Source organism: Streptomyces tubercidicus (assembly GCF_027497495.1).
In the GTDB taxonomy this organism is placed as follows: domain Bacteria; phylum Actinomycetota; class Actinomycetes; order Streptomycetales; family Streptomycetaceae; genus Streptomyces; species Streptomyces tubercidicus.
Window position 1 is genome coordinate 5,554,688 of record NZ_CP114205.1, and the last position, 23,276, is coordinate 5,577,963.

The following is a 23,276-nucleotide window of genomic DNA, read 5'->3' on the forward strand; positions in this document are numbered from 1 at the left end:
TCGCGCCGGTGCCGGGGCTAGGACTTGAGAGAGCGGAGTCCATCGAGAACCCTCTCCAGGATGTGTCGGTCGAATTGCTCGGCTTCGGGGATGGGGGCACGGGCGTGCAGCCGCCCGGCGTCGACGAGATCGGCCACCAGCACCTTCACCACGCTCACGGGCAGGTGAAGGTGGGCGGCGACCTCGGCCAGAGACAGCGCCCCGGGCTGCAGCAGCTCCAGGATGCGGTGCTCCTGCGGGCGTACCTCACTGGTGATCGGCATGCCCACGCTGTGCAGCAGGGTGAGCCGGTCCAATGTGTTGCGGCTGGGCCGGGCGCGTCCGCCGGTCGCCAGATAGGCCGGTACGAGGCGCCTGCCGCTGCTCTGGCGCGGGGTCATACGGGGTTACCGACGTCCCGCGCCCGGCTGTTCATGACCTTGTTGCCCAAGGTCGTCACCTGGACCTGCATATGGTGCGCGACCACACCCATGTTCACCTCCGGGTCCGCGAAGACGGCCAGGCAGGTGTTCTCACCGGCCGGAATCGCGAAGACGAAACCCTCATCGGACTCGATCACGGTCTGCCGCAGCCGGGTGTCGGTCTTCTCGGCGAACGCCGCGGTGACCGCACGGCCCGCGCCCTGCAGCGCGGACATCATCGCGGCGACCCCCTCGGCGGAGTCCCGCTTCAGGCCGGGCGAGGCCCCCTCGATGAATCCGTCGCCGGAGATGACGGCTGCGTGAATCACATGCGGCAACTCCAAAAGAGGCTCCAGCACCCAGGACTTGTCCTCGGCGACACGGCGGCGGGCAGGGCTGTTCATTACTGGGAGTTCCCTTCGGGACTGCGAGGGGGTTCTGACTGGGCGGCTGCCCGGCCGGATTCGGTACCGCGCTGCAGCGCGGCCCAGCGGGTTCCGGTCTCTTCCGGGGAGCGCGGCGGGGCCGGCTCGGTGCGCGCGGCACTCTCGTCGAGTTCGGACGCGGGCTTACGGCGCCGGCGGCGCGGGAGTTCCCCTTCGGCCTGCGGGGCCGGTGCCTCGTACGAGGCGGCGGGCTGCGCGGGCTGCGTGGCGGGGGCGGGCTCCGCGGCGGGCGCGGGCGCGGGGGCCGCGGCCTGGGCCGGCATCGTGGAACGGTCCGGTGCCGCGGCACGGTGCGGCTGAGGAGCCATCACGGACATCGGCTGGGCGCTCTCGTCGAGGACGGTGAGCAGCGGGTCACCCGGGATGTACACGACGGCACGCACCCCGCCGTACGGGGACGGCTCGACATGCACCCCGAAGCCGTACTGGCGCACCAGCTGACCGGCCGCCGCGAACCCGGACCGCGGCGGGTCACCGAGCTGCGTCAGCAGCAGATCCTGGTCACCCGCCAGCAGCTCCATCGCCGCCTTGATCTCGTCGCTGTGCATGCCGACGCCGTAGTCGTCGACGATGACCGAGGCGCCGCGGTTGCCCTGCTGGAGGGTGATGGTGACGGGCAGCTCACGGTGCGAGTGGTGCAGCGCGTTGGCCAGCAGCTCGGTGACCACGATCGCGATCGGCTCCACCGCCCGCGCGACCACCGCGATCGGGTCACGCAGCTGATTGCTGACGTTCACCCGCTCGTAGCCGCGCAGCCGGGAGGTGGCGCCGACGACCAGCTCGGCGAGGTAGGAGTCCTCGCGGGTCAGCCCCGGCCAGGCGCCGCACACGACACCGGTGGCCTGAATACGCCGCAGCGCCTGCTCGTTGAGGAAGTCGGCGTTCAGCAGATCCTGGGCGACGTTCGGGTCGTCGTAGCGGTGCTGCATCTCCTGCAGCGCCGACTGGAGCTGGTAGAGCAGCGCCTGGATGGTGGTGGTCGCGCCGCGGACGGTGGACTGGGCGGCGGCGTCCACCCGCGCCCGCTCCTTGGTGATCGCGTCGCTGACCTGCTCCAGTACGGAGTTCAGCGCCTGGTCAGTCTCCGACGCGGCGAACCGCGCGTCCAGCAGCCCCGGTACGGGCACATGCGGATGGGCCAGCGCCAGCGTCAGTTCGGGGAGCCGGGTACCGGCCAGATGCCGGATCTCGGCCTCGGTGGCGCGCAGCCGGGCCGTGAGCTCCGTATTGCTGTGGAGCGTGGCGCTGTTCTGTTCCTCAGCGGCGGACAGGCGCGTTCTCAGGTCCACGCGCTGCCTGCGCGCACGGATCGAGAGCGCCGCCAGGACCACGGCGGCGGCCGTACCTGCGCTGAGGCACCACAACAGCGCCTCCGGTATGGATGTCATCGGGATCCTCAATTGGTACTGACGGGATCGGCCGGCCTTCACGGCGGTGTGTGTGGCCGAACTTCACCGGATGCTACCGGGCAGTTGACGTGCCGTGAGGGCCGCTTCCACAGGGCGACTGAGAAGTGCGGAAGGTCGTCTTCCGCCCACGATGACCTGGACCATAACGTGATGTGGCCCCGTCATCCAGTGGGATGGCGGGGCCTTTGTGTGCCTGTTGTGTGCAGTCGGTGAAAGCGGATCAGACGCCGGTGAAATGCGAGTTTTTGACGGCGCCGATGAAGGTGTTCCATCCCTCAGCCGGGAAGACGAGCGCCGGCCCGTGGGGGTCCTTGCTGTCACGGACGGGGACGACGCAGGGGAAGTCGTGGGCGACCTCGATGCAGTCTCCGCCGTTCTGGTCGCTGTAGCTGCTCTTGCGCCAGAGCGCGGCGCCGGGGAAGTCGTGGGCAACCTCGACGCAGCTGCCGCCGTTGCCGTCGCTGTAGCTGCTCTTACACCAGCGGGCGGCGCTCAGGTCGTACTCACGCATTGTCTGTAGTCCTCCGCCGCCGATTCGATCAGGGCCCGGGACGCCTCCGGCGACAGCGCGGCGGCCCTGAGCAGATCGTAGTCCTGCTGTAGACGCTTCACCACGGCTGGATCGTCCAGCAGATTCCCCGAATACACAGCTTCCGTATAGGAAGTTGGCGGGGCGTCCTCGAACTCCATGAGCGTCAGCATGCGGCCCATGAGGGTGCACGCCCCTGCCGTGAAGGGGAGGATCTGAACCAGGATCCTCCTCTCGCGTGCGAGCCTCGTGATGTGCGCCAGCTGCTCGGCCATTACGTCCGGTCCGCCTACCGGTACCCGTAGTACGGCCTCATGCAGCACTGCCCAATACAAGGGCTGCGTAGCTTGCTTGAGGATGATCGCCCGATCCAGGCGGGCGTGAACCGTTTTCTCGATGTGCGCGTCGGTCGCGAACGGGTTATTCGCGAGTGTGAGCGCCTGCGCATACGCCGCTGTCTGCAGCAAGCCGGGCACGATCATCGACTCGAACTCACAGATCTTCGTGGCCAGCGGTTCCAGCTCCGCCGTTGCCGCGAAGTAATCCGGGTACCGCTGGTCATCGATCAGCTTCCGCCACGTCCGCTCGAAAAAGCCATCGGTTTGCAGGACCTCATCGATCCGCGTCGCCACATCCAACTGCGGCTTCCGGATCGCCTGCTCGAACTGGCCGATGTAGCCGCCGGACACGAAGACCGCGTGGCCCAGTGCCTCCTGGGTTAATCCCGCGTCCTCGCGGCGCCGCTTGAGCTCCGTGCCCCAGAATTCCCAGGCGGCTTGTCGTGAAGCGTTGGCCATGACGTACGTCCTTTCTCTGCCCACCCGTTGCAGTGGCGGTGCCCTTGCCCAGCGTAGTTCCGTACCGTCACGCTCTGACTGCAAACAGTGAAACCCCTCACGGAAAGTGCGGACGCTCATGCAGCAGATCAAGGAAGTAGAAGCCGTGACGACGGAATTGCGTGAAGCCCTGGCCCGTGCCGGAGTCGTGCTGCCCTCGCTCCGCCCCGACCCCGTATCGATCGCGCACCGCTACATTCCGCCGCTGGTCGAACTCGGGCGCTGCTCGATGGAGGTCGCCCGGCAGCTCACCGACGCCCTGACGGAGCACTCCCGGGGGGACAGGGACTGAGCCGGGACTGAGGGGGCCGAGGAGGCACCCGGGCCGGTCCGCCCCCGCCCATGCGCGAGAATGGCGCCATGAGTCTGTTCCGCGACGACGGCATCGTGCTGCGCACCCAGAAGCTGGGTGAGGCGGACCGGATCATCACGCTGCTCACCCGGGGGCACGGCCGGGTCCGTGCGGTGGCCCGCGGGGTGCGGCGGACGAAGTCGAAGTTCGGGGCGCGGCTGGAGCCGTTCTCGCACGTCGATGTGCAGTTCTACGCCCGCGGCAGCGAGCTGATCGGGCGCGGGCTGCCGCTGTGTACGCAGAGCGAGACGATCGCGGCGTACGGCGGCGGGATCGTCACCGACTACGGCCGCTACACGGCCGGGACGGCCATGCTGGAGACCGCCGAGCGGTTCACCGATCATGAAGGCGAGCCCGCCGTACAGCAGTATCTGCTGCTGGTCGGCGGGCTGCGGACGCTGGCCCGCGGGGAGCATGAGCCGCATCTGGTGCTGGACGCCTTCCTGCTGCGCTCGCTCGCCGTCAACGGTTATGCGCCGAGTTTCGACAGCTGTGCGCGGTGCGGGCTGCCCGGCCCCAACCGGTTCTTCTCGGTCGCGTCGGGCGGGGTGACCTGTGGTGACTGCCGGGTGCCCGGGAGCGTCGTACCCTCCTCTGAGGCCATCGGGCTCCTGAGCGCGCTGCTGACCGGCGACTGGGAGACCGCGGACGCCTGCGAGGCCCGTCATGCCCGGGAGGGCAGCGGCCTCGTCACGGCCTATCTGCACTGGCATCTGGAGCGGGGCCTGCGCTCTCTCCGGTACGTAGAGAAATAGCGAAACCACCCTCAAGGCAAAACGCCCTCAAGACACAAACGCCCTCAAGACACATAGGAGAAGTGGGCCGCATGGCACGACGCGGGATTCTGGGCCGTAATCGACGTGAGTATGTGACGCCGGAGCCGCACCCTTCCGGTGCGCGGCCGCCGAAGATCCCCGGTGAGCTCGTCCCGAACCATGTGGCGGTCGTCATGGACGGCAACGGCCGGTGGGCCAAGGAGCGCGGGCTGCCGCGCACCGAGGGGCACAAGGTCGGCGAGGGCGTCGTCATGGACGTGCTCAAGGGCTGCATCGAAATGGGCGTGAAGAACCTTTCGCTGTACGCCTTCTCGACGGAGAACTGGAAGCGGTCGCCCGACGAGGTGAAGTTCCTGATGAACTTCAACCGCGATGTGATCCGGCGGCGCCGTGACGAGATGGACGCGCTGGGTATCCGTATCCGCTGGGTCGGGCGGATGCCGAAGCTGTGGAAGTCGGTTGTGCAGGAGCTCCAGATCGCCCAGGAGCAGACCAAGAACAATGACGCGATGACGCTGTATTTCTGCGTGAATTACGGCGGGCGGGCCGAGATCGCGGATGCGGCGGCGGCCATCGCGGCGGATGTGCGGGCCGGAAAGCTGGAACCGTCGAAGGTCAACGAGAAGACCATCGCGAAGTACATGTACTACCCGGACATGCCGGACGTGGACCTCTTCGTGCGGCCGTCGGGTGAGCAGCGCACCTCGAACTACCTGATCTGGCAGAGCGCGTACGCGGAGATGGTGTTCCAGGACATTCTGTGGCCGGACTTCGACCGTCGGAACCTGTGGGAGGCGTGCCTGGAGTACGCCAAGCGGGACCGCAGGTTCGGCGGCGCGCAGCTGGCGGAGGGCGAGACCGCGACCTGACGGCGGCGCCTGCGGGCAGACGTGTGAAGGGCCGCCTCCGGTCGTCGGAGGCGGCCCTTCACGCTGTCGTCCGTACTGGCGCTACTGCTTCCCGTCGGCCCGCGCGGCGCATTCGCCGCAGGTGCCGAAGATCTCGATGGTGTGCGCGACGTCCTGGAAGCCGTGCTCCTGGGCGATCTGATCGGCCCACTTCTCCACCGCGGGGCCCTCGACCTCGACGGCCTTGCCGCAGGCCCGGCACACCAGGTGGTGGTGGTGATCGTCGGTGCTGCACCGGCGGTAGACCGCCTCGCCGTCGCTGGTGCGCAGCACATCGACCTCACCGGCGTCGGCGAGGGACTGCAGCGTCCGGTAGACCGTGGTCAGCCCGACGGAGTCGCCCTTGTGCTTGAGCATGTCGTGCAGCTCCTGCGCACTGCGGAACTCGTCGACCTCGTCGAGTGCGGCCGACACCGCGGTCCGCTGCCGCGTCGACCGGCCGCGTACCGGAGATCCCGCGCTCGTCGCCACCGTTGCCTCCCTAGGACGTCAGTACGTCAGGATTTCCCCCTGCACGTGCGTCCCGCCATTGTGCCAGCTGATGCCCGGCCCACCGGTGAGACGCTTACCGGTACGCGCATCTGTCGGCCGACGGCGTGCGCCGGCGTGCCGCCGCCCGTGCTCACCCGGTCACGCTCACATCGTCCGTGGCCGTGCGGTCGCCGGGTACCTCCAGAGTGCACCCCTTCGAGGCTTCTGCGGCAGCCCTTGCACGCTTTTTCGCGAGCGGTGCGGCGAGTCCGGTGAAGACGATGAACAGTCCGATGGCGAACAGCACGATCGTGGCGCCGGACGGGACGTCCACGTAGTACGAGGTGGCGGTGCCCGTAAGGGTGACCGCGACACCGATCGCCACCGCCACCGAGAAGGTGACCGCGAAGCTGCGGCTGATCTGCTGGGCGGCCGCGACCGGGATCACCATCAGGGCGCTGACCAGCAGCAGACCGACGACGCGCATGGCGACGGTGACGGTGACCGCGGCGGTGACGGCGACCAGCAGGTTGAGCAGCCGTACCGGCAGGCCGGTCACCCGGGCGAACTCCTCGTCCTGGCACACCGCGAAGAGCTGGCGGCGCAGTCCGATGGTGATCGCCAGCACCAGGGCGGCCAGCACGTAGATCGTCGTCATGTCCTGCGGCGAGACGGTGGTGATCGAGCCGAAGAGGTAGGTGCCGAGGTTGGCGTTGGAGCCCGCGTCGGAGAGGTTCATCAGCATCACACCGCCCGCCATGCCGCCGTAGAACAGCATGGCCAGGGCGAGGTCGCCGCGGGTCTTGCCGTACCAGCGGATCAGCTCCATGACGACGGAGCCGGCGATGGCGACGGCGGTGGCGACCCAGATGGGGCTGGTGTTGAGCAGAAAGCCGAGGCCGACGCCGGTCAGCGCGACATGGCCGATGCCGTCGCCCATCAGGGCCTGGCGGCGCTGGACGAGGTAGATGCCGATGGCGGGGGCGGTGATGCCGACGATCAGGGCGGCGATCAGGGCCCGCTGCATGAAGGCGTAGTTCAGGATTTCCATGTCGCTCCACCTCGCGAACGAGCGCCGGTGCTCGGGTGTCGGCTGGGGGTGCGGGGGTCGTCCCCCGAAGATCGCAGCATCAGCTCAGCAGCCCCGTCCGGATCGGTTCCGCGGCCTGGTCGGCGTGCGGGTGGACATGGTCGTGGCCGGGCAGCGCGTGCTGGCCCACGGCCTCGGGCGGCGGGCCGTCGTGGACGACGCAGCCGTCCCGCAGCACCACCGCGCGGTCGATCAGCGGCTCCAGCGGGCCCAGCTCGTGCAGCACGAGCAGCACGGTGGTGCCGCGGCCGACCTGTTCGCGCAGGGCGGCGGCCAGCACCTCCTGGCTGGCCAGGTCGACGCCCGCCATCGGCTCGTCCATGATCAGCAGTTCCGGTTCGCCGGCCAGCGCACGGGCGATCAGCACCCGCTGGTGCTGCCCGCCGGACAGCGCGTTGACGGAGTCCTTGGCGCGGTCGGCCATGCCGACCAGCTCCAGCGCCCGGTGCACCGCGGCCCGGTCGGCCTTGCGCAGGATGCCCAGCTTCGTACGGGCCAGCCGGCCGGACGTGACGACCTCGCGGACGGTGGCGGGCACGCCGCCCGCCGCGGTGGTGCGCTGCGGGACGTAGCCGATCCGGGCCCAGTCCCGGAACCGCCGGAATTCCGTGCCGAAGAGGGCCAGCTCACCGCCGGTGAGCGGGACCTGGCCGATCACGGAGCGGACGGCGGTGGACTTGCCGGAGCCGTTGGCGCCGAGCAGCGCGACGACCTCACCGGACCGCACGGTCAGATCGACGCCGCGCAGCACCGGGCGGGCGCCCAGCGAGGCGGTGGCGCCGCGCAGGTCGATCACCGGCGGGGTGGACGACTCGTTCATGGTGATCTCCGTCACGTGCGGTGCGGTGTCCGTCACTTACTGCCGAGCGCCTTCTGCAGTGCGGCGAGGTTGGCGCGCTGCACACCGAAGTAGTCCTTGCCGCGGGACTTGGCGTTGATCCCCTCCAGCGGGTCGAGGACATCGGTCTTCAGGTGGAGGTCGCCGGCCAGGGCCTTGGCGGTGGCCGGGTTGGCGATCGTCTCGAAGAAGACCGTGGAGACGTGGTGCTCCCTGGCGAGGGTGTGCAGGTCCCTGATGCGCTTGGCGCTGGGCTCGGCCTCCGGGTCGAGTCCGCTGATGGCCTCTTCGGTGAGGCCGTAGCGCTCGGCGAGGTAGCCGAAGGCGGCGTGGGTGGTGAGGAAGGTGTCGGAGGACCGCTTCTTCAGGCCGTCCTTGAACGCGGTGTTCAGCCCGTCCAGCTTCTTCACCAGGGCGTTGGTGTTCTTCTGGTAGTCGGCCTTGTGGTCCGGGTCGGCCTGGGCGAGGGTCTTGTTGACGCCCTTGGCGACCTCGGCGTACTTCACCGGGTCGAGCCAGATGTGGGGGTCCTTGCCGCCCTCGGACTCCGAGTGGGAGTGGTTGTCACCGGTGGTGTGGTGGTGACCGTCGACCTCGGTGCCGTGCTCTTCGAGGGAGGTGAGGGCGGCCGCGTCGGCGACGTGCTTGGCGCCGGACTGCTTGACGGCCTCGTCCACGGCGGGCTGCAGGCCCTTGAGGTAGACGACGGCGCCGGACTCGCCGAGCTGGGCGGTCTGCTGCGGGGAGAGCTCCAGGTCGTGCGGCTCGGCCCCCGGCTTGGTGAGGCTGGTCACCTCGACGTGCTTCCCGCCGATCTGCTGGGCGAGGAATTCCATGGGGTAGAAGGACGCTGTCACTCGCAGCTTGCCGTCCTCGGTGCGGGCGCCGCCCGAGGGGGAACAGGCGGAGAGCGCCAGCAGGCCGAGCACCGAGACTCCGGCGAGGGTCGCGGTGGATATAGGACGGCGTATGTTCATGACACTCATGTTCAACAAAGTTGGAAACGATTGTCAACAACAAGTGGGGCGGTGTGAGCGGGGCGACAGTGGGGACGACAGTGAGGCCGGAACCGATTTGATCCAGGGGGTACGGCCGCCGGTACCCTGAACTATTCGCCCGCACGTCTTTGACCACCCCCTCATCGGGACGCCAGGGCGCCGCCCATCCATCGTTCGTCGTCGTAATGAAGAGAGCACCGTGGCCGCCGACAAGATCGATACCATCGTCAGCCTGAGCAAGCGCCGTGGCTTCGTCTATCCGTGCAGTGAGATCTACGGCGGCTCCCGCGCTGCCTGGGATTACGGTCCGCTGGGCGTCGAGCTCAAGGAGAACATCAAGCGCCAGTGGTGGCGCGCCATGGTCACCTCGCGCGAAGACGTCGTCGGCATCGACTCGTCGGTGATCCTGGCCCCCGAGGTCTGGCAGGCGTCCGGCCACGTCGCCACCTTCACCGACCCGCTCACCGAGTGCACCTCCTGCCACAAGCGCTTCCGCGCGGACCACCTGGAGGAGGCGTACGAGGCCAAGCACGGCCGGCTCCCCGAGAACGGCATGGCGGACATCAACTGCCCCCACTGCGGCAACAAGGGCGGCTTCACCGAGCCCAAGCAGTTCTCCGGCCTGCTCTCCACCCACCTCGGCCCGTCCCAGGACACCGCCTCGGTCGCCTACCTGCGCCCCGAGACGGCCCAGGGCATCTTCACCAACTTCGCCCAGGTGCAGCAGACTTCCCGCAAGAAGCCGCCGTTCGGCATCGCGCAGATGGGCAAGTCCTTCCGCAACGAGATCACGCCCGGCAACTTCATCTTCCGGACCCGCGAGTTCGAGCAGATGGAGATGGAGTTCTTCGTCAAGCCGGGCGAGGACGAGCAGTGGCAGGAGTACTGGATGGCCGAGCGGTGGAACTGGTACCGCGACCTCGGCATCCGCGAGGAGAACATCCGCTGGTTCGAGCACCCGGCCGAGAAGCTCTCGCACTACTCCAAGCGCACCGCTGACATCGAGTACCGCTTCAACTTCGGCGGCACCGAGTTCTCCGAGCTGGAGGGCGTGGCCAACCGCACCGACTACGACCTGTCGGCGCACGCCAAGGCCTCCGGCCAGGACCTCTCCTACTTCGACCAGGAGGCCGGCGAGCGCTGGACTCCGTACGTCATCGAGCCGGCGGCCGGTGTGAACCGCGCGATGCTCGCCTTCATGCTCGACGCGTACATCGAGGACGAGGCGCCCAACGCCAAGGGCAAGATGGAGAAGCGCACCGTCATGCGGCTCGACCCGCGCCTGGCGCCGGTCAAGGTCGCGGTGCTGCCGCTGTCCCGCAACCCGCAGCTGTCGCCGAAGGCGAAGGGGCTGGCCACGGACCTGCGCAAGAACTGGAACATCGAGTTCGACGACGCGGGCGCCATCGGCCGCCGCTACCGCCGCCAGGACGAGATCGGCACCCCGTTCTGCGTCACCGTCGACTTCGACACCCTCGACGACAACGCGGTCACGGTGCGCGAGCGCGACACCATGAAGCAGGAGCGCGTCAGCCTGGACCAGATCCAGGGGTACCTGGGGGCACGCCTCCTCGGGTGCTAGACCTCGCGGGGCGGCGCCGGTTCTTTGTGGGCGGCGCCCACCTGTGACCTCAAGCGCCGGTCGGGCTCGGAATTTCCGGGCCGGGCCGGCGTTTTTGTGTGCGCGCGGAATATCCCCTTGCCCTGCCGCGTTGTGGTCCCGAGGGGGCCCGTGCCTCCCTTACGGGTTCTGTTCGGCCGTGCCCTAGGTGACTTGGGGCTTCAGGTGCCTGGGGTGCTTCAGGCGTCCCAGGGCCTCTGCTTTTGGCGATTCGTCAGAAGTGGGCGGACACTGCGGTGTTGATGCTCTCCCAGTACGTCGAGGAGCGGTACGCGGCCGATCTGCTGGCGACGAACACCAGCGGGGTGGGTTATCTGCTCAAACAACGGGTCGCGGATGTCGAGGAGTTCATCGAGGCGCTGCGGAGGGTGGCGGCGGGCGGCACCGCGCTGGACCCGCAGGTCGTCGCCCAGCTGCTGGTGCGACGGGCGAGCGATCCGCTGGAGCGGCTGACGGCCCGGGAGCGGGATGTCCTCGCCCTGATGGCCGAGGGCCGTTCCAATGCGGGCATCGCCGCGCAACTGGTGGTGAGCGAGAGCGCGGTGGCCAAACACATCAACAACATCCTCGCCAAGCTGGATCTGCCGAAGGCGGACGCCGATCACCGCAGGGTGCTCGCGGTGCTTCATTTCCTGGGCGTGGGAGGGTAGTTGGGATGATCGGTGCTGCCCGCGACATGCAGGCCCTGGGTGTATGAGATCGCCTATAGGCTTGTCGATCATCTTGTCGGCACTCACAGTTCGAAGGAGTTGAAATGAAACAGCCTCCCTTTGCCGCCCTGTCCACCGGGCTGGCGATGTTCGGTACGGCCCTGGGCTTCCTCGCGCTCCAGTTGCGCGCGAACGGTTACGAGCCGTACGTCGAGTCCGTGGCCACCACCAGTGTCCTGATGTGGACCACGGCATGCCTGACGGTCGTGACGTGGGTCCGCTACCGGCAGCAGAACTCGGACTGAGTTCCACGGATGCCGACGGGCGTCCGGGCAGCAGCCCCGGCGCCCGTTGCGCGTCCGCCGGTGGGACCGGTTCCGTGGCCGCTCTCGGTAGGGTCGGGACCACGTACCGGATACGGAGGAGCCATGAGAGCCCTGCAGACCGTCACGCTCCTGGTCGCGACGCTTGGCACGGGCCTGATGGCCGGCCTCTTCGCCGCCTTCGCCTACGCGGTGATGCCCGGTCTGGCCCGTTCCGGCGACCGCTCCTTCGTACGGGCTATGCAGCACATCAACCGGGCCATCCTCAACGGCTGGTTCCTGCTCCCCTTCCTGCTGCCGATGCCGTTGCTCATCCTTGCCACCGTCCTTTCCTGGAACGGCCACGGGCGGGTGGCCCTGCCCTGGATTCTTGCCGCGCTGGTGCTCTACCTGGCGGGGTTCTTCGTCACCAGCGGCGTCAATGTCCCGCTCAACAACGCCCTCGACAAGGCCGATACGGAAGACGACGGCCGGGTCAGGGCCGCCAGGGCCGTCTTCGAGGGCCGCTGGGTGACCTGGAACATCGTCCGCGCCGCCCTCCACACCGCAGCGTTCGGCGTCCTCGCCTGGGCCCTCTTTCTGCATGGCACGGCAGGCCAGGCGTAGCGGCCGGCGGTGCTGCTCAGGTATCTATGCGCAGGCCGCGCAGGACCAGGCCGCGGACGGCTTCGAAGTCGGCGGTGATCTCGGGGCGGGACCACTCGGGGGCGTAACACGGGTCGTGGAAGCGGCCGGTGGCGTCGAAGACCGCGCGGGCGGTGGTGGCGGGGGAGGGGGTGTGGAAGTCGCCCTCGCTGACGCCGGCTTCGATGATGGAGGTGAGCTGGGCTTCGAGGTCGGTGATATGGCGGTCGACCACACCGCCGCTCTCTCCGATCAATGTCATATAGGTGGCGAAGAGTTCGGGATCGTCTCCGGCCTTGTGCCGCTTGGCCTCGAACAGGGCGGTCAGCCAGCGGTCCAGCCGCTCCGGGGCCGGTCCTTCCGCCGCGACGATGACCGACAGCTCCTGGCTCGTACGGTCCAGCCAGCGTTCCGTGACCGCTTCCCGCAGCGCCGCCTTGGTACGGAAGTGGCGGTAGACGCTGCCATGGCTGACGCCCAGGGCCCGCGCCACATCCACGACCGTGGCCTTGGCCGGGCCGTAGCGGCGCAGCACCTCCTCGGTGGCTTCGAGGATGCGCTCTGGGGTCAACGTCTCGGGGGGCATGGGACGGGGCGGCCTTTCGGGAGAGCGGGCGGTCACGGGGCGGCGACGGGGTGGGGCGCCGGCCAGGGCGTGATGGGGCGGGGATGGTGGTACGTACGGACGGTACCTGGCGTTGCCCCGTACCTGCTGCGGTGGGCGCACGCCGGGTGGCCTGCTGGCCCGGTGGCCCGGTGGCCCGGTGGCCCGGTGGCCCGGTGATCCGGTGGCCCGGTGATCCGTGTCCCCATGGGACCGCCTCGCCGTTACTCGTCCGCCTCCCCGTTCGTCAGTGCTCGCTGTCCAGGTGGGCCATCTGGTCGCTGGGGTAGCGGTCGCCGGCGGCGGCGCCGGCCGGGACGGCGTGCTCGATCGCGGCCAGATCGTCGGCGTCCAGGGTGATGTCCAGGGCGCCGAGGGCCTCGGCAAGCCGGTCGCGGCGGCGGGCGCCGACCAGCGGGACGATGTCCGCGCCGCGGGAGAGCACCCAGGCGATGGCGGTCTGCGCGACCGAGACGCCCTTCTGCTCGGCGGTCTTGCGCAGCGCGTCCACCAGATCGAGATTGCGGTCGAGGTTCTCACCCTGAAAGCGCGGGCTCCTGCCTCGGAAGTCGTTCGCGGCGAGCTTGCGGTCGCGGGTGAAGTGGCCGCTGATCAGGCCGCGGGACAGGACCCCGTAGGCGGTGACGCCGATGCCCAGTTCGCGGGCGGTCGGCAGGATCGCCTCCTCGATGCCGCGGGAGAGGAGGGAGTACTCGATCTGGAGGTCGGAGATCGGGGCCACGGCGGCGGCCCGGCGCAGGGTCTGGGCGCCCACCTCGGACAGGCCGATATGGCGGACGTGGCCGGCCTCGACCAGCTCGGCGATCGCGCCGACGGTCTCTTCGATTGGGACATCGGGATCGACCCGGGCGATCCGGTAGATGTCGATGTGGTCGGTGCCCAGGCGCTGGAGGGAGTACGCGGCGAAGTTCTTGACCGCGTTCGGCCGGCCGTCGTAGCCGGTGAAGCCGCCCTCGACCGTGCGCAGGGCGCCGAACTTCACGCTGATCTGCGCCTTTTCGCGAGCCGCCGCGGGGGCGCTGCGCAGGGCTTCGTTGATCAGCAGTTCGTTGTGTCCCATGCCGTAGAAGTCGCCGGTGTCGAGCAGGGTGATGCCCGCGTCGAGGGCGGCGTGAAGGGTGGCGAGGGATTCGCTGCGGTCGCTGTCGCCGTAGAGGGCCGACATGCCCATGCAGCCGAGGCCGAGGGCGGAGGTCTGCGGGCCGGTGGTGCCCAGGGTGCGGGTCTGCACTGCGTGCTCCTGAAGGTGACGGGAGGGCGATGAGGGGTGAGGCGGATGGAGAACCGCCGCCGTGTACTCACGATGACATGACGGCTGACAGATTTCAATATCTGTCAGCCGTCATTTCGTGCAGCGCGAGGTCAGCGCGGGGGCAGTGCGGAGTTAGTGCAGAATCAGCCCAGGTCAGGCCACGTCAGGCCACGTCAGGGCACGTCAGGGCACGTCACAGCGGATCAGGCGCCTCAGCGCACAGTTCGCGGCAGGCGCAGCGCGAGCAGGGTGGTGACCGCGACGATCGCCAGTTGCGTCAGCAGCGTGGCGAGCAGGGCGTCGCGGATGCCGATGGACGGCAGCAGCGAGAGGAAGAGCGTGCCGAGCGTGGCCACGCCCAGGGCGAGGCCGGACTGCTGCGTGGTGACCATGACACCGCCGCCCACGCCCGCCTGCGTGACCGGCAGTTCGCTCAGCACGATGCGCATCAGCACCGGCATCACCAAGCCCTGCCCGACGCCCAGGACGGCCATGCCCGGCGCGAGGCCGGCCACCGAGATCCCGGGCCAGCCCGCGTGCACGGTCAGCGCCAGCAGGGCCAGTCCGGTGCCCTGGATCAGCGAACCGGCGATCACCACCCGCCGCCCGAACCGCAGCACCAGCCGCGGACCGGCGAGCGAGGCGAGGAAGAAGGCGGCGCACAGCGGCGCCAGGGACACCCCGGCCGCGAACGGGCCGAAGTGCAGGCCGTTTTGGAGGGCGACCGCCACCGCGAACATGAAGCCGCCGAAGCCCAGCGTGAACGGAACGAGCATGATGAGTCCGCTGTTCATGGAGGGGATGCGCAGCAGCGAGGGCGGGACCAGCGGCGTACGGCCGAGGCGCTCGGCCCGGCGCTCGACCAGTACGAACGCGGTGGCGGCAAAGGGGAAGACGGCCAGCAGGACCCAGGACCACAGCGGCCAGCCAGCCGCCCGGCCCTCGGTCAGCGGCAGCAGCAGGGTGATCAGGCTGGCGGCGAGCAGGGCCGTACCGGGGCCGTCCACCCGTGCCGGGTGCGGGGAGCGGGTCTCGGGGACCGTACGGGCGGCCAGCAGCCAGGCCGCGGCGGCTATCGGGACGTTCACCAGGAAGACCGCGCGCCAGCCGGTGCCCGCCAGGTCGACGGAGACCAGCAGCCCGCCGAGCACCTGGCCGACGGCGCTGGACACCCCGGCCGTGCCGCCGTACAGGCTGAGGGCCTTGGCGCGCCGCTTGCCCGTGGTCGTGGCCTGGATGGTGGCCAGTACCTGCGGCAGCAGCAGTGCGGCCGCGGCGCCCTGGGCGACCCGGGCGGCCACCAGCGTCCAGGCGTCCGGCGCCACACCGCAGGCCAGGGAGGTCAGACCGAAGGCGGCCAGGCCCCACAGGAACAGCCGGCGGCGGCCGACCATGTCGCCGAGCCGCCCGCCGATGACCAGCAGCATCGCGTAGGCGACGCCGTAACCGGCCACCACCATCTCCAGCATCGCCGGGCCCGCGTGCAGATCGTGGTCGATGGTCGGCAGGGCGACGTTGACGATGAAGAAGTCGATCAGGGGAAGCGCCGCGCCCAGCAGCACGGTCAGCAGGCCGAGCGGGGTCAGTACGGTCGTGGTCCGCTGGTGCTGCTGTGGGGCGGGGGTGGGGGCGGCCGGTGCCTCCGGGGTTGCCGGGGTCTGCGGAAACGCGGCATCCGGGGTGGTGGTCGGGGCGCCAAGGGGTGTGGCGGGGGCTTCCGTGGTGGTCATTTGCGCTCGGGTATCGCTCACGGAGTCGACGATCGTCGACCGCTCAACCGGGTACCAGAGTGTTCTTATCCTGGTACCCGCGCTACCTGGCAACCGGCTCGGGCCTGCGGCACCCTGGACCCATGACCGTGCATTCGCCCCTGTCGCAGACTGCCACAGGCCCCGGTGGCCCCGCCGCCCCGCCGTACGGCACCGCACCGCGCGATGACGCCGCCCGCCGGGCCGAGCTGGCCGCCTTTCTGCGCAGCCGACGGGAGCGGATCACGCCGGAGCAGGTCGGACTCCCGCGCGGCAGCCGCCGGCGCACGCCCGGTTTGCGCCGCGAGGAGGTCGCGCACCTGGGCGCGGTGGGGGTCACTTGGTACACGTGGCTTGAGCAGGCCCGTGACATCCATGTGTCGCCGCAGGTCCTGGACGCGGTGGCCCGTGCGCTGCTGCTCGACCGGGCCGAGCGCAGTCATCTGTTCGCGCTGGCGGGGGCGGTCGATCCGAAGCGCGGCACGGAGTGCACGGGTGTCACGCGTGAACTGCGGCAGCTTCTGCACCAGCTCGCGCCGTTCCCCGCGGTCGTCCAGAACAGCCGGTTCGACATCCTCGCCTACAACGGCACGTACGGCCGTCTGATGTGCGACCTGGATGCGCTGCCCGAGGAGGACCGCAACTGCATGTGGCTGGCGTTCACCCATGCCGAGTGGCGGGCGAGCGTGGGCGATCTGGAGGGCACGATGCGGCTGATGGCCGCCAAGTTCCGGGCGTCGATGGCCGAGCATGTCGCCGAGCCGGCCTGGAAGGCGCTGCTCGCGCGGCTGATGGACGCCTCGCCGGAGTTCCGGGAGATCTGGGCGCAGCATGAGGTCATCCGCCCGGTCAGCTCCGTCAAACTCTTCCGGCATCCACGGGTGGGCACGCTGCAGCTGACCGCCACCAGCCTGTGGACGGGGCCCAACCCCGGCCCCAAGCTGCTGTCCTACACGCCCGTGGACGAGATGTCCCGGGAGCGGCTGGAGCAGCTGGCCGCGGAAGTGGCGGCGGAACCGGCGGCGCTCGCCGCGGTGTGACCGTGACTGTACGGATGAGGGGCGGCCGTATGGGCGAGGGGCGCGGGCGGGGTCCCGTACGGCCGACGAGCCTCCCGGAGGACGATGAGGAATCAACTTCCCTCTCTGGTAAGACATCTGACACAGTGAATCCCCTCGCATCAGTGCGACAACGAGAGATGAATGGATCTCATTGCCGCGAGGTGACTGGATCTCGCTCGATGAGGTCTGCAGAGGGGGACTCGCGTGACATCAACCGACCCGGTGGAGCCGTCGTGGAACACGTCGGCACAGGCTCAGGACACCGCCGGGGGCCCGCCGCCCACGGCCCCACCGCCGCCGCCCGCCGCTCCGCCGCAAGCTCCGGCCGGTCCGCCAACTGCCGCCGATCCCCACCCCGATGTGGCACCGCCGACAGTGGCCCAGCCGGTCATCGGGGTCGATCTGCGGGTCAGCAAGCGGCTGCTCTGGATCGGTGATGCCTACTACCCGCTCCAGAACGTCGCGCGGGTGTATACGCTCACCATCCACCCCCGGCGCAAGGACGCCGTGGTGCTCTTCGTGAAACGCCTGCTGCTCCTCGGGCTGGCCACCGTTTTCCTCTTCCTGCTGTCGGCCATGGGCGGCGGCTTCGGGAGCAGCGACAGCGACTCCGGCGGGCTCACCGCCCTCGTGGTGATCGCCGCGGGCGCCGCGCTGGTCTACTCCCTTGTGGAGATGCTGAAGGTGCTCAGCGCGGCCCCGCACTTCGTCCTGGCCGTGGAGACGACGGGCTCCTCCACCGCAGTGGTGACCAGCCCCGACCCGGACCAACTACGGCGGCTCGCCCACCAGATCGCGCACGCGATCGAGAACCCGGAGGCGGAGTTCGTGGTGCGGGTGAACACCGTCTCGGTCAGCCCCAAGCACTACTACTTCGGGGACAACGTCAACATGTACGGCGGTACCGGCAACGTGGGGATGGCGAGCTGATGAGCGGGGACCAGCACTACTACCTGGGCAGCGGTGACCACGTCACCCTGCACGGCGGTTCGGGCAACGTCGGTATCGACAAGCGCGTCACCCCGGCCCCGGATCTGGCGCCTGCCGTCCAGGAGGCGCTCCGCGAACTCCTCTCCCTGATACAGGAGTTGCGTGCCCAGGTGCCGCAGGCCGGTGCTGTTGCCCTCGATGACTCGCTGCCCGCCCTCCGGGCCGAGGCGAACGTCCCGCAGCAGGAGCGCCATCGCGCGCTGTATGCCGTCGCGGGCATCGCCGCGACCTTCGGCGCGCTCGGCGTACCGATCGTCGAGGCCGTCAACAAGGTGCTGGGACTCCTGGGCACGCAGTAAGCACCGGCGCGCACCTCTTCCGTATGGTGCCAGGGGCCGGTCGGCGCCCCTGGGACCGCGGTCCGCCCGGCAGCGCCCCTACGACCGCGCACCCGCCGTACGGACCTCTTGGCTCTCGTCCTCGAACAGCACCGCTGTGCGGGCGGCCGTCGCCCTCGCCCAGCGGCCCGTGGTCAGGGCGCCGAGCAGCAGGACGGCCGCGCCGCAGCCTGCGATGATCCACCACGCCGGGCGGCCGGCCGCGAGGAAGGCGTCCGCAGTGGCGGCGGCATGTGCCCCGCTCGCCAATACGGCGCCGATCACCGCGACGCCTAGGGACTGGCCGATCTGTCTGCTGGTGGAGGCGACAGCGGCGGCCACCCCCGCCTGGGCGCGGGGCATCCCGGACACCGCGGTGTTGGTGATCGGCGCGTTGACCAGGCCGAATCCGATGCCGAACAGGACGTAGCCGGTGAACATCAGCGGGTACGTCGACTGCGCGTGGAAGGCCGCGAAGAGCAGCCCGCTGGCCCCCATTGCCGTACCGGCCAGAAGCAGTGGCAGACGGGGGCCACGGCTGCCGACCAGCCGTCCGGAGACCGGCGCGAAGATCAGCGTCATCCCGGCCATGGGGAGCATGTAGAGCCCGGCGTCCAAAGCGGACAGGCCGCGGATGTTCTGCAAGTAGAGCGTGTTGATGAAGAGGAAACCTGCCAGCGCGGCAAAGGCGCAGACCGCCACGACCGTGGCCCCGCTGAACGGTGCGCTGTGGAAGAACCGCAGGTCGATGAGGGGTTCGCGGCGGCGTCGCTCATAGCCGATCAGACCGGCCAGGGAGGCCAGCGCGACCAGGACGAACGCCAGGATCTCCGGGGACGTCCAGCCGGCGTCCGGGGCCTCGATGATCGCGTACGTCAGCGAGCCGAGCAGCCCGATCACCAGCAGCTGGCCGATGGGGTCGACGCGGCGCGGCCGGGGGGCGCGTGATTCGGGGACGTAGCGCAGGGTCAGGAAGAGCGCGAGTGCGCCGATCGGGACGTTGATCCAGAAGATCGAGCGCCAGCCGACGCTCTGCACCAGCAGCCCGCCGATCACCGGCCCGGCCGCCATGCTGATGCCGACGACACCGCCCCACGCCCCGATCGCACGGGCCCGCTCCCGCGGCTCGGTGAAGGTGTTGGTGATGATCGACATCGCGACGGGGTTGAGCATCGAGCCGCCGACCGCCTGGACCATCCGGAAGACCACCAGCCATTCCAGGCTCGGCGCCAGACTGCACAGCAGCGAGCCGGCCGCGAAGACCACCAGTCCGATCATGAAGATCCGGCGCCGCCCGAGCCGGTCGGCGGTGGAGCCGGCCAGCATCAGCAGCGCCGCCAGCACCAGGGTGTAGGCGTCGATGGTCCACTGCATACCGGCGACCGAGGCATGCAGGTCGTGCTGGATGGACGGCAGGGCGACATTGAGGATGGTGTTGTCGAGGCTGACGATCAGCAGGCTCATACAGCAGATCGCCAGCACCACAAGACGCCGTCGACGACTGAGCTCAGGCATGCTTGAACGCTACAACGATCCACCGTCACCGGCCCTGGCGGGGCCACTCGCAAGGTGCGGGACAATGGGAGGTCGCAGCGGCCGGTCCCGTACGGCCGCAGCCGCCCGCCCCGCCAACGGAAGCCGAAGAAAGCCGAAGGTATCGCCGCCATGACTCTGCTGCAGATCGGTCCGCACGCGGTGCAGCCACCCGTGGTCCTCGCGCCGATGGCCGGGATCACCAATGCTCCGTTCCGGACCCTGTGCCGGGAGTTCAGCGGCGGCAAGGGCCTGTTCGTCAGCGAGATGATCACGACGCGGGCGCTGGTCGAACGCAACGAGAAGACCATGCAGCTGATCCATTTCGACGAGACCGAGAAGCCGCGCTCGATCCAGCTGTACGGCGTGGACCCGGACACCGTCGGCAAGGCCGTCCGCATGATCGCGGACGAGGACCTCGCCGACCACATCGATCTGAACTTCGGCTGCCCGGTCCCGAAGGTGACCCGTAAGGGCGGCGGCTCGGCGCTCCCGTACAAGCGGAATCTGCTGCGCTCGATCCTCCGGGAGGCGGTGGCGAACGCGGGCGCGCTCCCGGTGACGATGAAGATGCGCAAGGGCATCGACGACGACCACCTCACCTATCTGGACGCGGGGCGGACCGCGGCCGAGGAGGGCATCACGGCGATTGCTCTGCACGGGCGCACCGCCGCCCAGCACTACGGCGGCACCGCCGACTGGGACGCCATCGCGCGCCTCAAGGAGCATGTCCCGGAGATCCCGGTGCTCGGCAACGGCGACATCTGGTCGGCCGAGGACGCCCAGCGGATGATGCGGGAGACCGGCTGTGACGGGGTGGTCGTGGGGCGCGGCTGCCTGGGGCGGCCGTGGCTGTTCGGCGATCTGGTCGCCGCCTTCGAGGGCACCGGCACCTTCGCCCAGCCGACGCTCAAGGAGGTTGCGGCCGTCATGCTGCGGCACGCCACCCTCCTCGGCGAGTGGATCGGCGACGAGGCGCGTGGCGTGATCGACTTCCGTAAGCATGTCGCCTGGTACACCAAGGGCTTCTCGATCGGCTCCGAGATGCGCCGCGGTCTTGCGGTGACCTCCTCTCTCGACGAGCTGGACGCGCTGCTGTCCGAACTGGACCTGGACCAGCCGTGGCCGGTGGGCGCGGACGGCCCGCGCGGCCGTACGTCGGGCCGCAACCGGGTCGTCCTGCCGGACGGCTGGCTGGACGACCCGTACGACTGCGCGGGCGTGGACACGGGCGCGGAGCTGGACACCTCGGGCGGCTGAGCCTGCCGGGATGCCTCGGGCGGCTGAGCCCTGCCCGCCGGGAGCCGGCCGCTCCGCCGCGCTCCCTCCGGCCTACGGCACCCGTGTACCCGCGCGGCGTGTCGGCGCGCGGGAGCGGCCCGGTAGGAGGGGGCCGTCCTACCGTTTGACCCCGTACGGGAGCGCTCGTACGGCCGCCCGCCCCCGGTTCGGCAGGGAGCGGGCCGGCCCGCCCGAGAGGCCGAGGGAGTCGCTGTGGTGAGCGGGCACCGTTCCATCGGGGATACGGAGAGGGCCGTGCAGGCCAAGATCGGGGACACCCCGGTCCGCCATGAGCGGATGGCCGCGGTCGCGCACCTCTACCGTGCCGCGGCCGCGGTACGGCAGCACTTCGAGAACTCCGTACTGCGCGGCGTCGAGCTGACCTGGACCTCCTTCGTCGTGCTGTGGGTGGTGTGGATCGGGGGCGAGCGGGAGACCCGCCTGGTCGCCGAGGAGGCCGGGATCTCCAAGGGCACGCTCACCGGCGTCGCCCGCACCCTCCAGAGCCGCGGTCTGCTGGAACGCAAGGACCACCCGGCCGACGGCCGCCTCGCCCTGCTCGCGCTCACGCCCGAGGGCGAGCGGCTGATGGCCCGGGTCTTCCCGGAGTTCAACGCCGAGGAAGTCTTCGTCACCGAGGGGCTGAGCGACGACGAGGCGCTGGACCTGGCGGATCTGCTGCGCCGGGTGGTGGAGCAGATCGAAACCCGGGGCGAGGACCGGCGGCTGGAGCTGCTGGACGGCCAGAACCCGCGTCCGCGGCGGAGCGGGCGGCGGGCCAAGAGGTAGCGGCCGGGCCGGGAGGAGGCAGAGGCCGGGGCAGAGACGGAAGCCGGGCCGGGAGACAGCGGCCAGTCCGGGAGGCGGGGGAGTCGCGGGCCGTAGTGGTGCGCCGGTTCAGCTCCCCTGGCGGCCCGCGCCGTCAGCCACCAGCCCCGCGGCGCCGACCTCCCGGTAGCGGCCGAGGAGTTCACCGATCACCTGGGCCGCCTCCCCGTCGGCCGGCGTATAGACCCACATCTTGGCGTCCGGGACGGCCGTCGTCGTGAATCCGGTCGCCGTGATGGCGACCTCGCGGCCGTCGGCCGTCCGGAATCGTTTGCGGTGGGTGGCCAGGGCGGTGACGTCGTGCCGGGCCCACATCTCCACGAAGAGCGGGCTCGCCTCGGAGAGCTTCCGGATATACGCGCGCCAGTGTGGGTCATGCAGACGCCGGCCGAATTCGGCGCGCAACTGGCCGACCATGAAGGAGACCTCACGCTCCCAGTCGACGAGTGGCCGGCACTCCTCGTCCGCCGTGAAGAGCCGCCACAGCACATTGCGGTCGGCCGGTGGCAGCAGCACCATACGGGGATCCAGCGCCGCATAGGCGTCGTTGAACGCCAGCACGTCATAACTGGCGGACACCAGGCCGGTCGGCAAGGGATTCAGCGCATCCAGGATGGTCTGGGCCTCCGGCGGTAGCGGCTGCCCCGCCGGTGTGCGGGCCGCGGCGTCGGGGACCCCGGCGAGCCGGTGCAGATGCTCGCGTTCGGCCGGGCCGAGCAGCAGTGCACGGGCGATGGCATCGAGCACCTGCACACTCGGGTTGATGGCCCGGCCCTGTTCCAGCCACGTGTACCAGGCCACTCCGACACCGGCACGCTGGGCGACCTCCTCGCGGCGCAGTCCCGGGGTGCGCCGCCGCGGGCCGCCGGGCAGTCCGACGTCCGCCGGTGTGATGCGCTCCCGGCGGAGCCGCAGAAAGGCGGCGAGTTCACCGCGCCGGGCGGCCGTGGCGGCTGGGGAACCGGGTGGGGTGCTGGACACGGCACCATCTTGCGGGACGTCGTGATCCGGTTCCAGATACCGCCGGTACCAGGGTCAGGGGACTGGATACGTCCCTGAACGCTTTCCTTGATCACGTAGCCGTCGGTGGGTCCAAATGATGGAACCCGGTCACACATGAGCGCGTGATTCTCGCCACCCCTGATAGGGGGTGCGCTCAGATGAGCGGATGGAAGAGGGCTCCATCTCTCCAATGGTGGCACCGGGTGCCACGCTTCATGTGTTCGAGTAATTAAGCCATTCGTGGCAGTGAGTAGCACAGATCCGCATCTTTGACTGCGTAGCGGAGTGATGCATTCAGGTAATGAAGCATGGTCCAAACGCGTGATCACTTTCGATCTGGTGGCGGACGACTGGTTACACGGGTATG

25 protein-coding genes and 1 pseudogene are annotated in these 23,276 nt (G+C 69.6%); 12 read left to right on the forward strand and 14 right to left on the reverse strand.

The features are described from left to right. Positions 1-17 precede the first annotated feature (17 nt). The 5 genes from STRTU_RS24100 to STRTU_RS24120 form a co-directional block, all read right to left on the reverse strand. On the reverse strand, positions 18-380 hold the full coding sequence (locus STRTU_RS24100) for a DUF742 domain-containing protein (RefSeq protein ID WP_159746070.1): 363 nt from the start codon (positions 378-380) through the stop codon (positions 18-20). Continuing rightward, a complete protein-coding gene (locus STRTU_RS24105; RefSeq protein ID WP_159746072.1) occupies positions 377-805 on the reverse strand; it encodes a roadblock/LC7 domain-containing protein in 429 nt (142 codons plus the stop codon). The genes STRTU_RS24100 and STRTU_RS24105 overlap by 4 nt, the downstream gene beginning before the upstream one ends. Further along, on the reverse strand, positions 805-2,235 hold the full coding sequence (locus STRTU_RS24110; protein WP_159746074.1) for an ATP-binding protein: 1,431 nt from the start codon (positions 2,233-2,235) through the stop codon (positions 805-807). The genes STRTU_RS24105 and STRTU_RS24110 overlap by 1 nt, the downstream gene beginning before the upstream one ends. Positions 2,236-2,476: 241 nt before the next feature. Further along, complete coding sequence (locus STRTU_RS24115; RefSeq protein WP_159746076.1) at positions 2,477-2,767, reverse strand: DUF397 domain-containing protein; 291 nt, start codon at positions 2,765-2,767, stop codon at positions 2,477-2,479. Further along, a complete protein-coding gene (locus tag STRTU_RS24120) occupies positions 2,749-3,582 on the reverse strand; it encodes a helix-turn-helix domain-containing protein (protein ID WP_159746078.1) in 834 nt (277 codons plus the stop codon). Before STRTU_RS24120 ends, STRTU_RS24115 begins: the two co-directional genes overlap by 19 nt. A gap of 118 nt (positions 3,583-3,700) precedes the next feature. Between STRTU_RS24120 and STRTU_RS24125 the strand changes: the two genes are divergently transcribed. The 3 genes from STRTU_RS24125 to STRTU_RS24135 all read left to right on the forward strand — a co-directional run bounded on the left by STRTU_RS24125 (position 3,701) and on the right by STRTU_RS24135 (position 5,618). Next, positions 3,701-3,913, forward strand: a complete 213-nt coding sequence (locus tag STRTU_RS24125) for a hypothetical protein (protein ID WP_159746080.1) — start codon at positions 3,701-3,703, stop codon at positions 3,911-3,913. A 68-nt stretch (positions 3,914-3,981) separates the two neighbouring features. Then, the gene (gene recO / locus STRTU_RS24130; protein ID WP_159746082.1) at positions 3,982-4,728 is read left to right on the forward strand and encodes a DNA repair protein RecO; all 747 of its coding nucleotides are present in this window, start codon (positions 3,982-3,984) and stop codon (positions 4,726-4,728) included. A 71-nt stretch (positions 4,729-4,799) separates the two neighbouring features. Continuing rightward, the gene (locus tag STRTU_RS24135; protein WP_159746084.1) at positions 4,800-5,618 is read left to right on the forward strand and encodes an isoprenyl transferase; all 819 of its coding nucleotides are present in this window, start codon (positions 4,800-4,802) and stop codon (positions 5,616-5,618) included. An 81-nt stretch (positions 5,619-5,699) separates the two neighbouring features. Here STRTU_RS24135 and STRTU_RS24140 read toward each other — a convergent pair whose 3' ends face one another. From STRTU_RS24140 to STRTU_RS24155, 4 genes are all read right to left on the reverse strand, one after another. After that, positions 5,700-6,128 carry a Fur family transcriptional regulator gene (locus tag STRTU_RS24140; RefSeq protein WP_159746086.1) on the reverse strand — a complete coding sequence of 143 codons (429 nt, stop codon included), beginning with the start codon at positions 6,126-6,128 and terminating at the stop codon, positions 5,700-5,702. Positions 6,129-6,279: 151 nt separating this feature from the next. Then, complete coding sequence (locus tag STRTU_RS24145; protein ID WP_159746088.1) at positions 6,280-7,179, reverse strand: metal ABC transporter permease; 900 nt, start codon at positions 7,177-7,179, stop codon at positions 6,280-6,282. Between the two features lie 79 nt (positions 7,180-7,258). Beyond that, positions 7,259-8,038, reverse strand: a complete 780-nt coding sequence (locus STRTU_RS24150) for a metal ABC transporter ATP-binding protein (RefSeq protein ID WP_159746090.1) — start codon at positions 8,036-8,038, stop codon at positions 7,259-7,261. A gap of 32 nt (positions 8,039-8,070) precedes the next feature. Continuing rightward, positions 8,071-9,033, reverse strand: a complete 963-nt coding sequence (locus tag STRTU_RS24155; RefSeq protein WP_159746092.1) for a metal ABC transporter substrate-binding protein — start codon at positions 9,031-9,033, stop codon at positions 8,071-8,073. A 220-nt stretch (positions 9,034-9,253) separates the two neighbouring features. Here STRTU_RS24155 and STRTU_RS24160 point away from each other — a divergent pair, with 220 nt between their 5' ends. The 4 genes and pseudogenes from STRTU_RS24160 to STRTU_RS24175 all read left to right on the forward strand — a co-directional run bounded on the left by STRTU_RS24160 (position 9,254) and on the right by STRTU_RS24175 (position 12,254). Continuing rightward, a complete protein-coding gene (locus STRTU_RS24160) occupies positions 9,254-10,636 on the forward strand; it encodes a glycine--tRNA ligase (protein ID WP_159746094.1) in 1,383 nt (460 codons plus the stop codon). A gap of 242 nt (positions 10,637-10,878) precedes the next feature. Next, positions 10,879-11,325: pseudogene (locus STRTU_RS24165) on the forward strand (LuxR C-terminal-related transcriptional regulator); the annotation flags it as partial. A 104-nt stretch (positions 11,326-11,429) separates the two neighbouring features. Next, positions 11,430-11,630, forward strand: coding sequence for an SCO3870 family protein (locus tag STRTU_RS24170; protein ID WP_159746096.1), 201 nt, complete (start codon positions 11,430-11,432; stop codon positions 11,628-11,630). Positions 11,631-11,753: 123 nt separating this feature from the next. Beyond that, on the forward strand, positions 11,754-12,254 hold the full coding sequence (locus STRTU_RS24175) for an anthrone oxygenase family protein (protein WP_159746098.1): 501 nt from the start codon (positions 11,754-11,756) through the stop codon (positions 12,252-12,254). Positions 12,255-12,270: 16 nt separating this feature from the next. On the opposite strand, the gene STRTU_RS24180 is transcribed toward STRTU_RS24175, so the two are convergent. From STRTU_RS24180 to STRTU_RS24190, 3 genes are all read right to left on the reverse strand, one after another. After that, positions 12,271-12,858 (reverse strand): TetR/AcrR family transcriptional regulator, encoded by a 588-nt coding sequence (locus STRTU_RS24180; protein WP_159746100.1) that lies wholly within the window; start codon positions 12,856-12,858, stop codon positions 12,271-12,273. Between the two features lie 265 nt (positions 12,859-13,123). Further along, entirely contained in the window at positions 13,124-14,128 is a 1,005-nt protein-coding gene (locus STRTU_RS24185; protein ID WP_159746102.1) for an aldo/keto reductase, read from the reverse strand. Between the two features lie 233 nt (positions 14,129-14,361). After that, complete coding sequence (locus STRTU_RS24190; protein WP_159746104.1) at positions 14,362-15,879, reverse strand: MFS transporter; 1,518 nt, start codon at positions 15,877-15,879, stop codon at positions 14,362-14,364. A 122-nt stretch (positions 15,880-16,001) separates the two neighbouring features. Between STRTU_RS24190 and STRTU_RS24195 the strand changes: the two genes are divergently transcribed. The 3 genes from STRTU_RS24195 (at position 16,002) to STRTU_RS24205 (ending at position 18,247) form a co-directional block, all read left to right on the forward strand. Continuing rightward, the gene (locus tag STRTU_RS24195; protein WP_246241139.1) at positions 16,002-16,937 is read left to right on the forward strand and encodes a helix-turn-helix transcriptional regulator; all 936 of its coding nucleotides are present in this window, start codon (positions 16,002-16,004) and stop codon (positions 16,935-16,937) included. Between the two features lie 225 nt (positions 16,938-17,162). After that, complete coding sequence (locus STRTU_RS24200; protein ID WP_246241144.1) at positions 17,163-17,888, forward strand: DUF6232 family protein; 726 nt, start codon at positions 17,163-17,165, stop codon at positions 17,886-17,888. Further along, positions 17,888-18,247, forward strand: a complete 360-nt coding sequence (locus STRTU_RS24205; protein WP_159746106.1) for a hypothetical protein — start codon at positions 17,888-17,890, stop codon at positions 18,245-18,247. The genes STRTU_RS24200 and STRTU_RS24205 overlap by 1 nt, the downstream gene beginning before the upstream one ends. A gap of 78 nt (positions 18,248-18,325) precedes the next feature. Here STRTU_RS24205 and STRTU_RS24210 read toward each other — a convergent pair whose 3' ends face one another. Next, on the reverse strand, positions 18,326-19,780 hold the full coding sequence (locus STRTU_RS24210; protein ID WP_159746108.1) for an MFS transporter: 1,455 nt from the start codon (positions 19,778-19,780) through the stop codon (positions 18,326-18,328). Between the two features lie 150 nt (positions 19,781-19,930). On the opposite strand from STRTU_RS24210, the gene dusB reads away from it, so the two are divergent. Both dusB and STRTU_RS24220 read left to right on the forward strand, forming a co-directional pair. Further along, positions 19,931-21,058: a tRNA dihydrouridine synthase DusB gene (gene dusB / locus STRTU_RS24215; protein ID WP_159746110.1), complete on the forward strand. Its 1,128-nt coding sequence runs from the start codon at positions 19,931-19,933 to the stop codon at positions 21,056-21,058. Positions 21,059-21,295: 237 nt separating this feature from the next. Next, entirely contained in the window at positions 21,296-21,868 is a 573-nt protein-coding gene (locus tag STRTU_RS24220) for a MarR family winged helix-turn-helix transcriptional regulator (protein WP_167539197.1), read from the forward strand. A 108-nt stretch (positions 21,869-21,976) separates the two neighbouring features. Here STRTU_RS24220 and STRTU_RS24225 read toward each other — a convergent pair whose 3' ends face one another. Continuing rightward, positions 21,977-22,888: a helix-turn-helix transcriptional regulator gene (locus tag STRTU_RS24225; RefSeq protein ID WP_159746114.1), complete on the reverse strand. Its 912-nt coding sequence runs from the start codon at positions 22,886-22,888 to the stop codon at positions 21,977-21,979. Positions 22,889-23,276 lie beyond the last annotated feature (388 nt).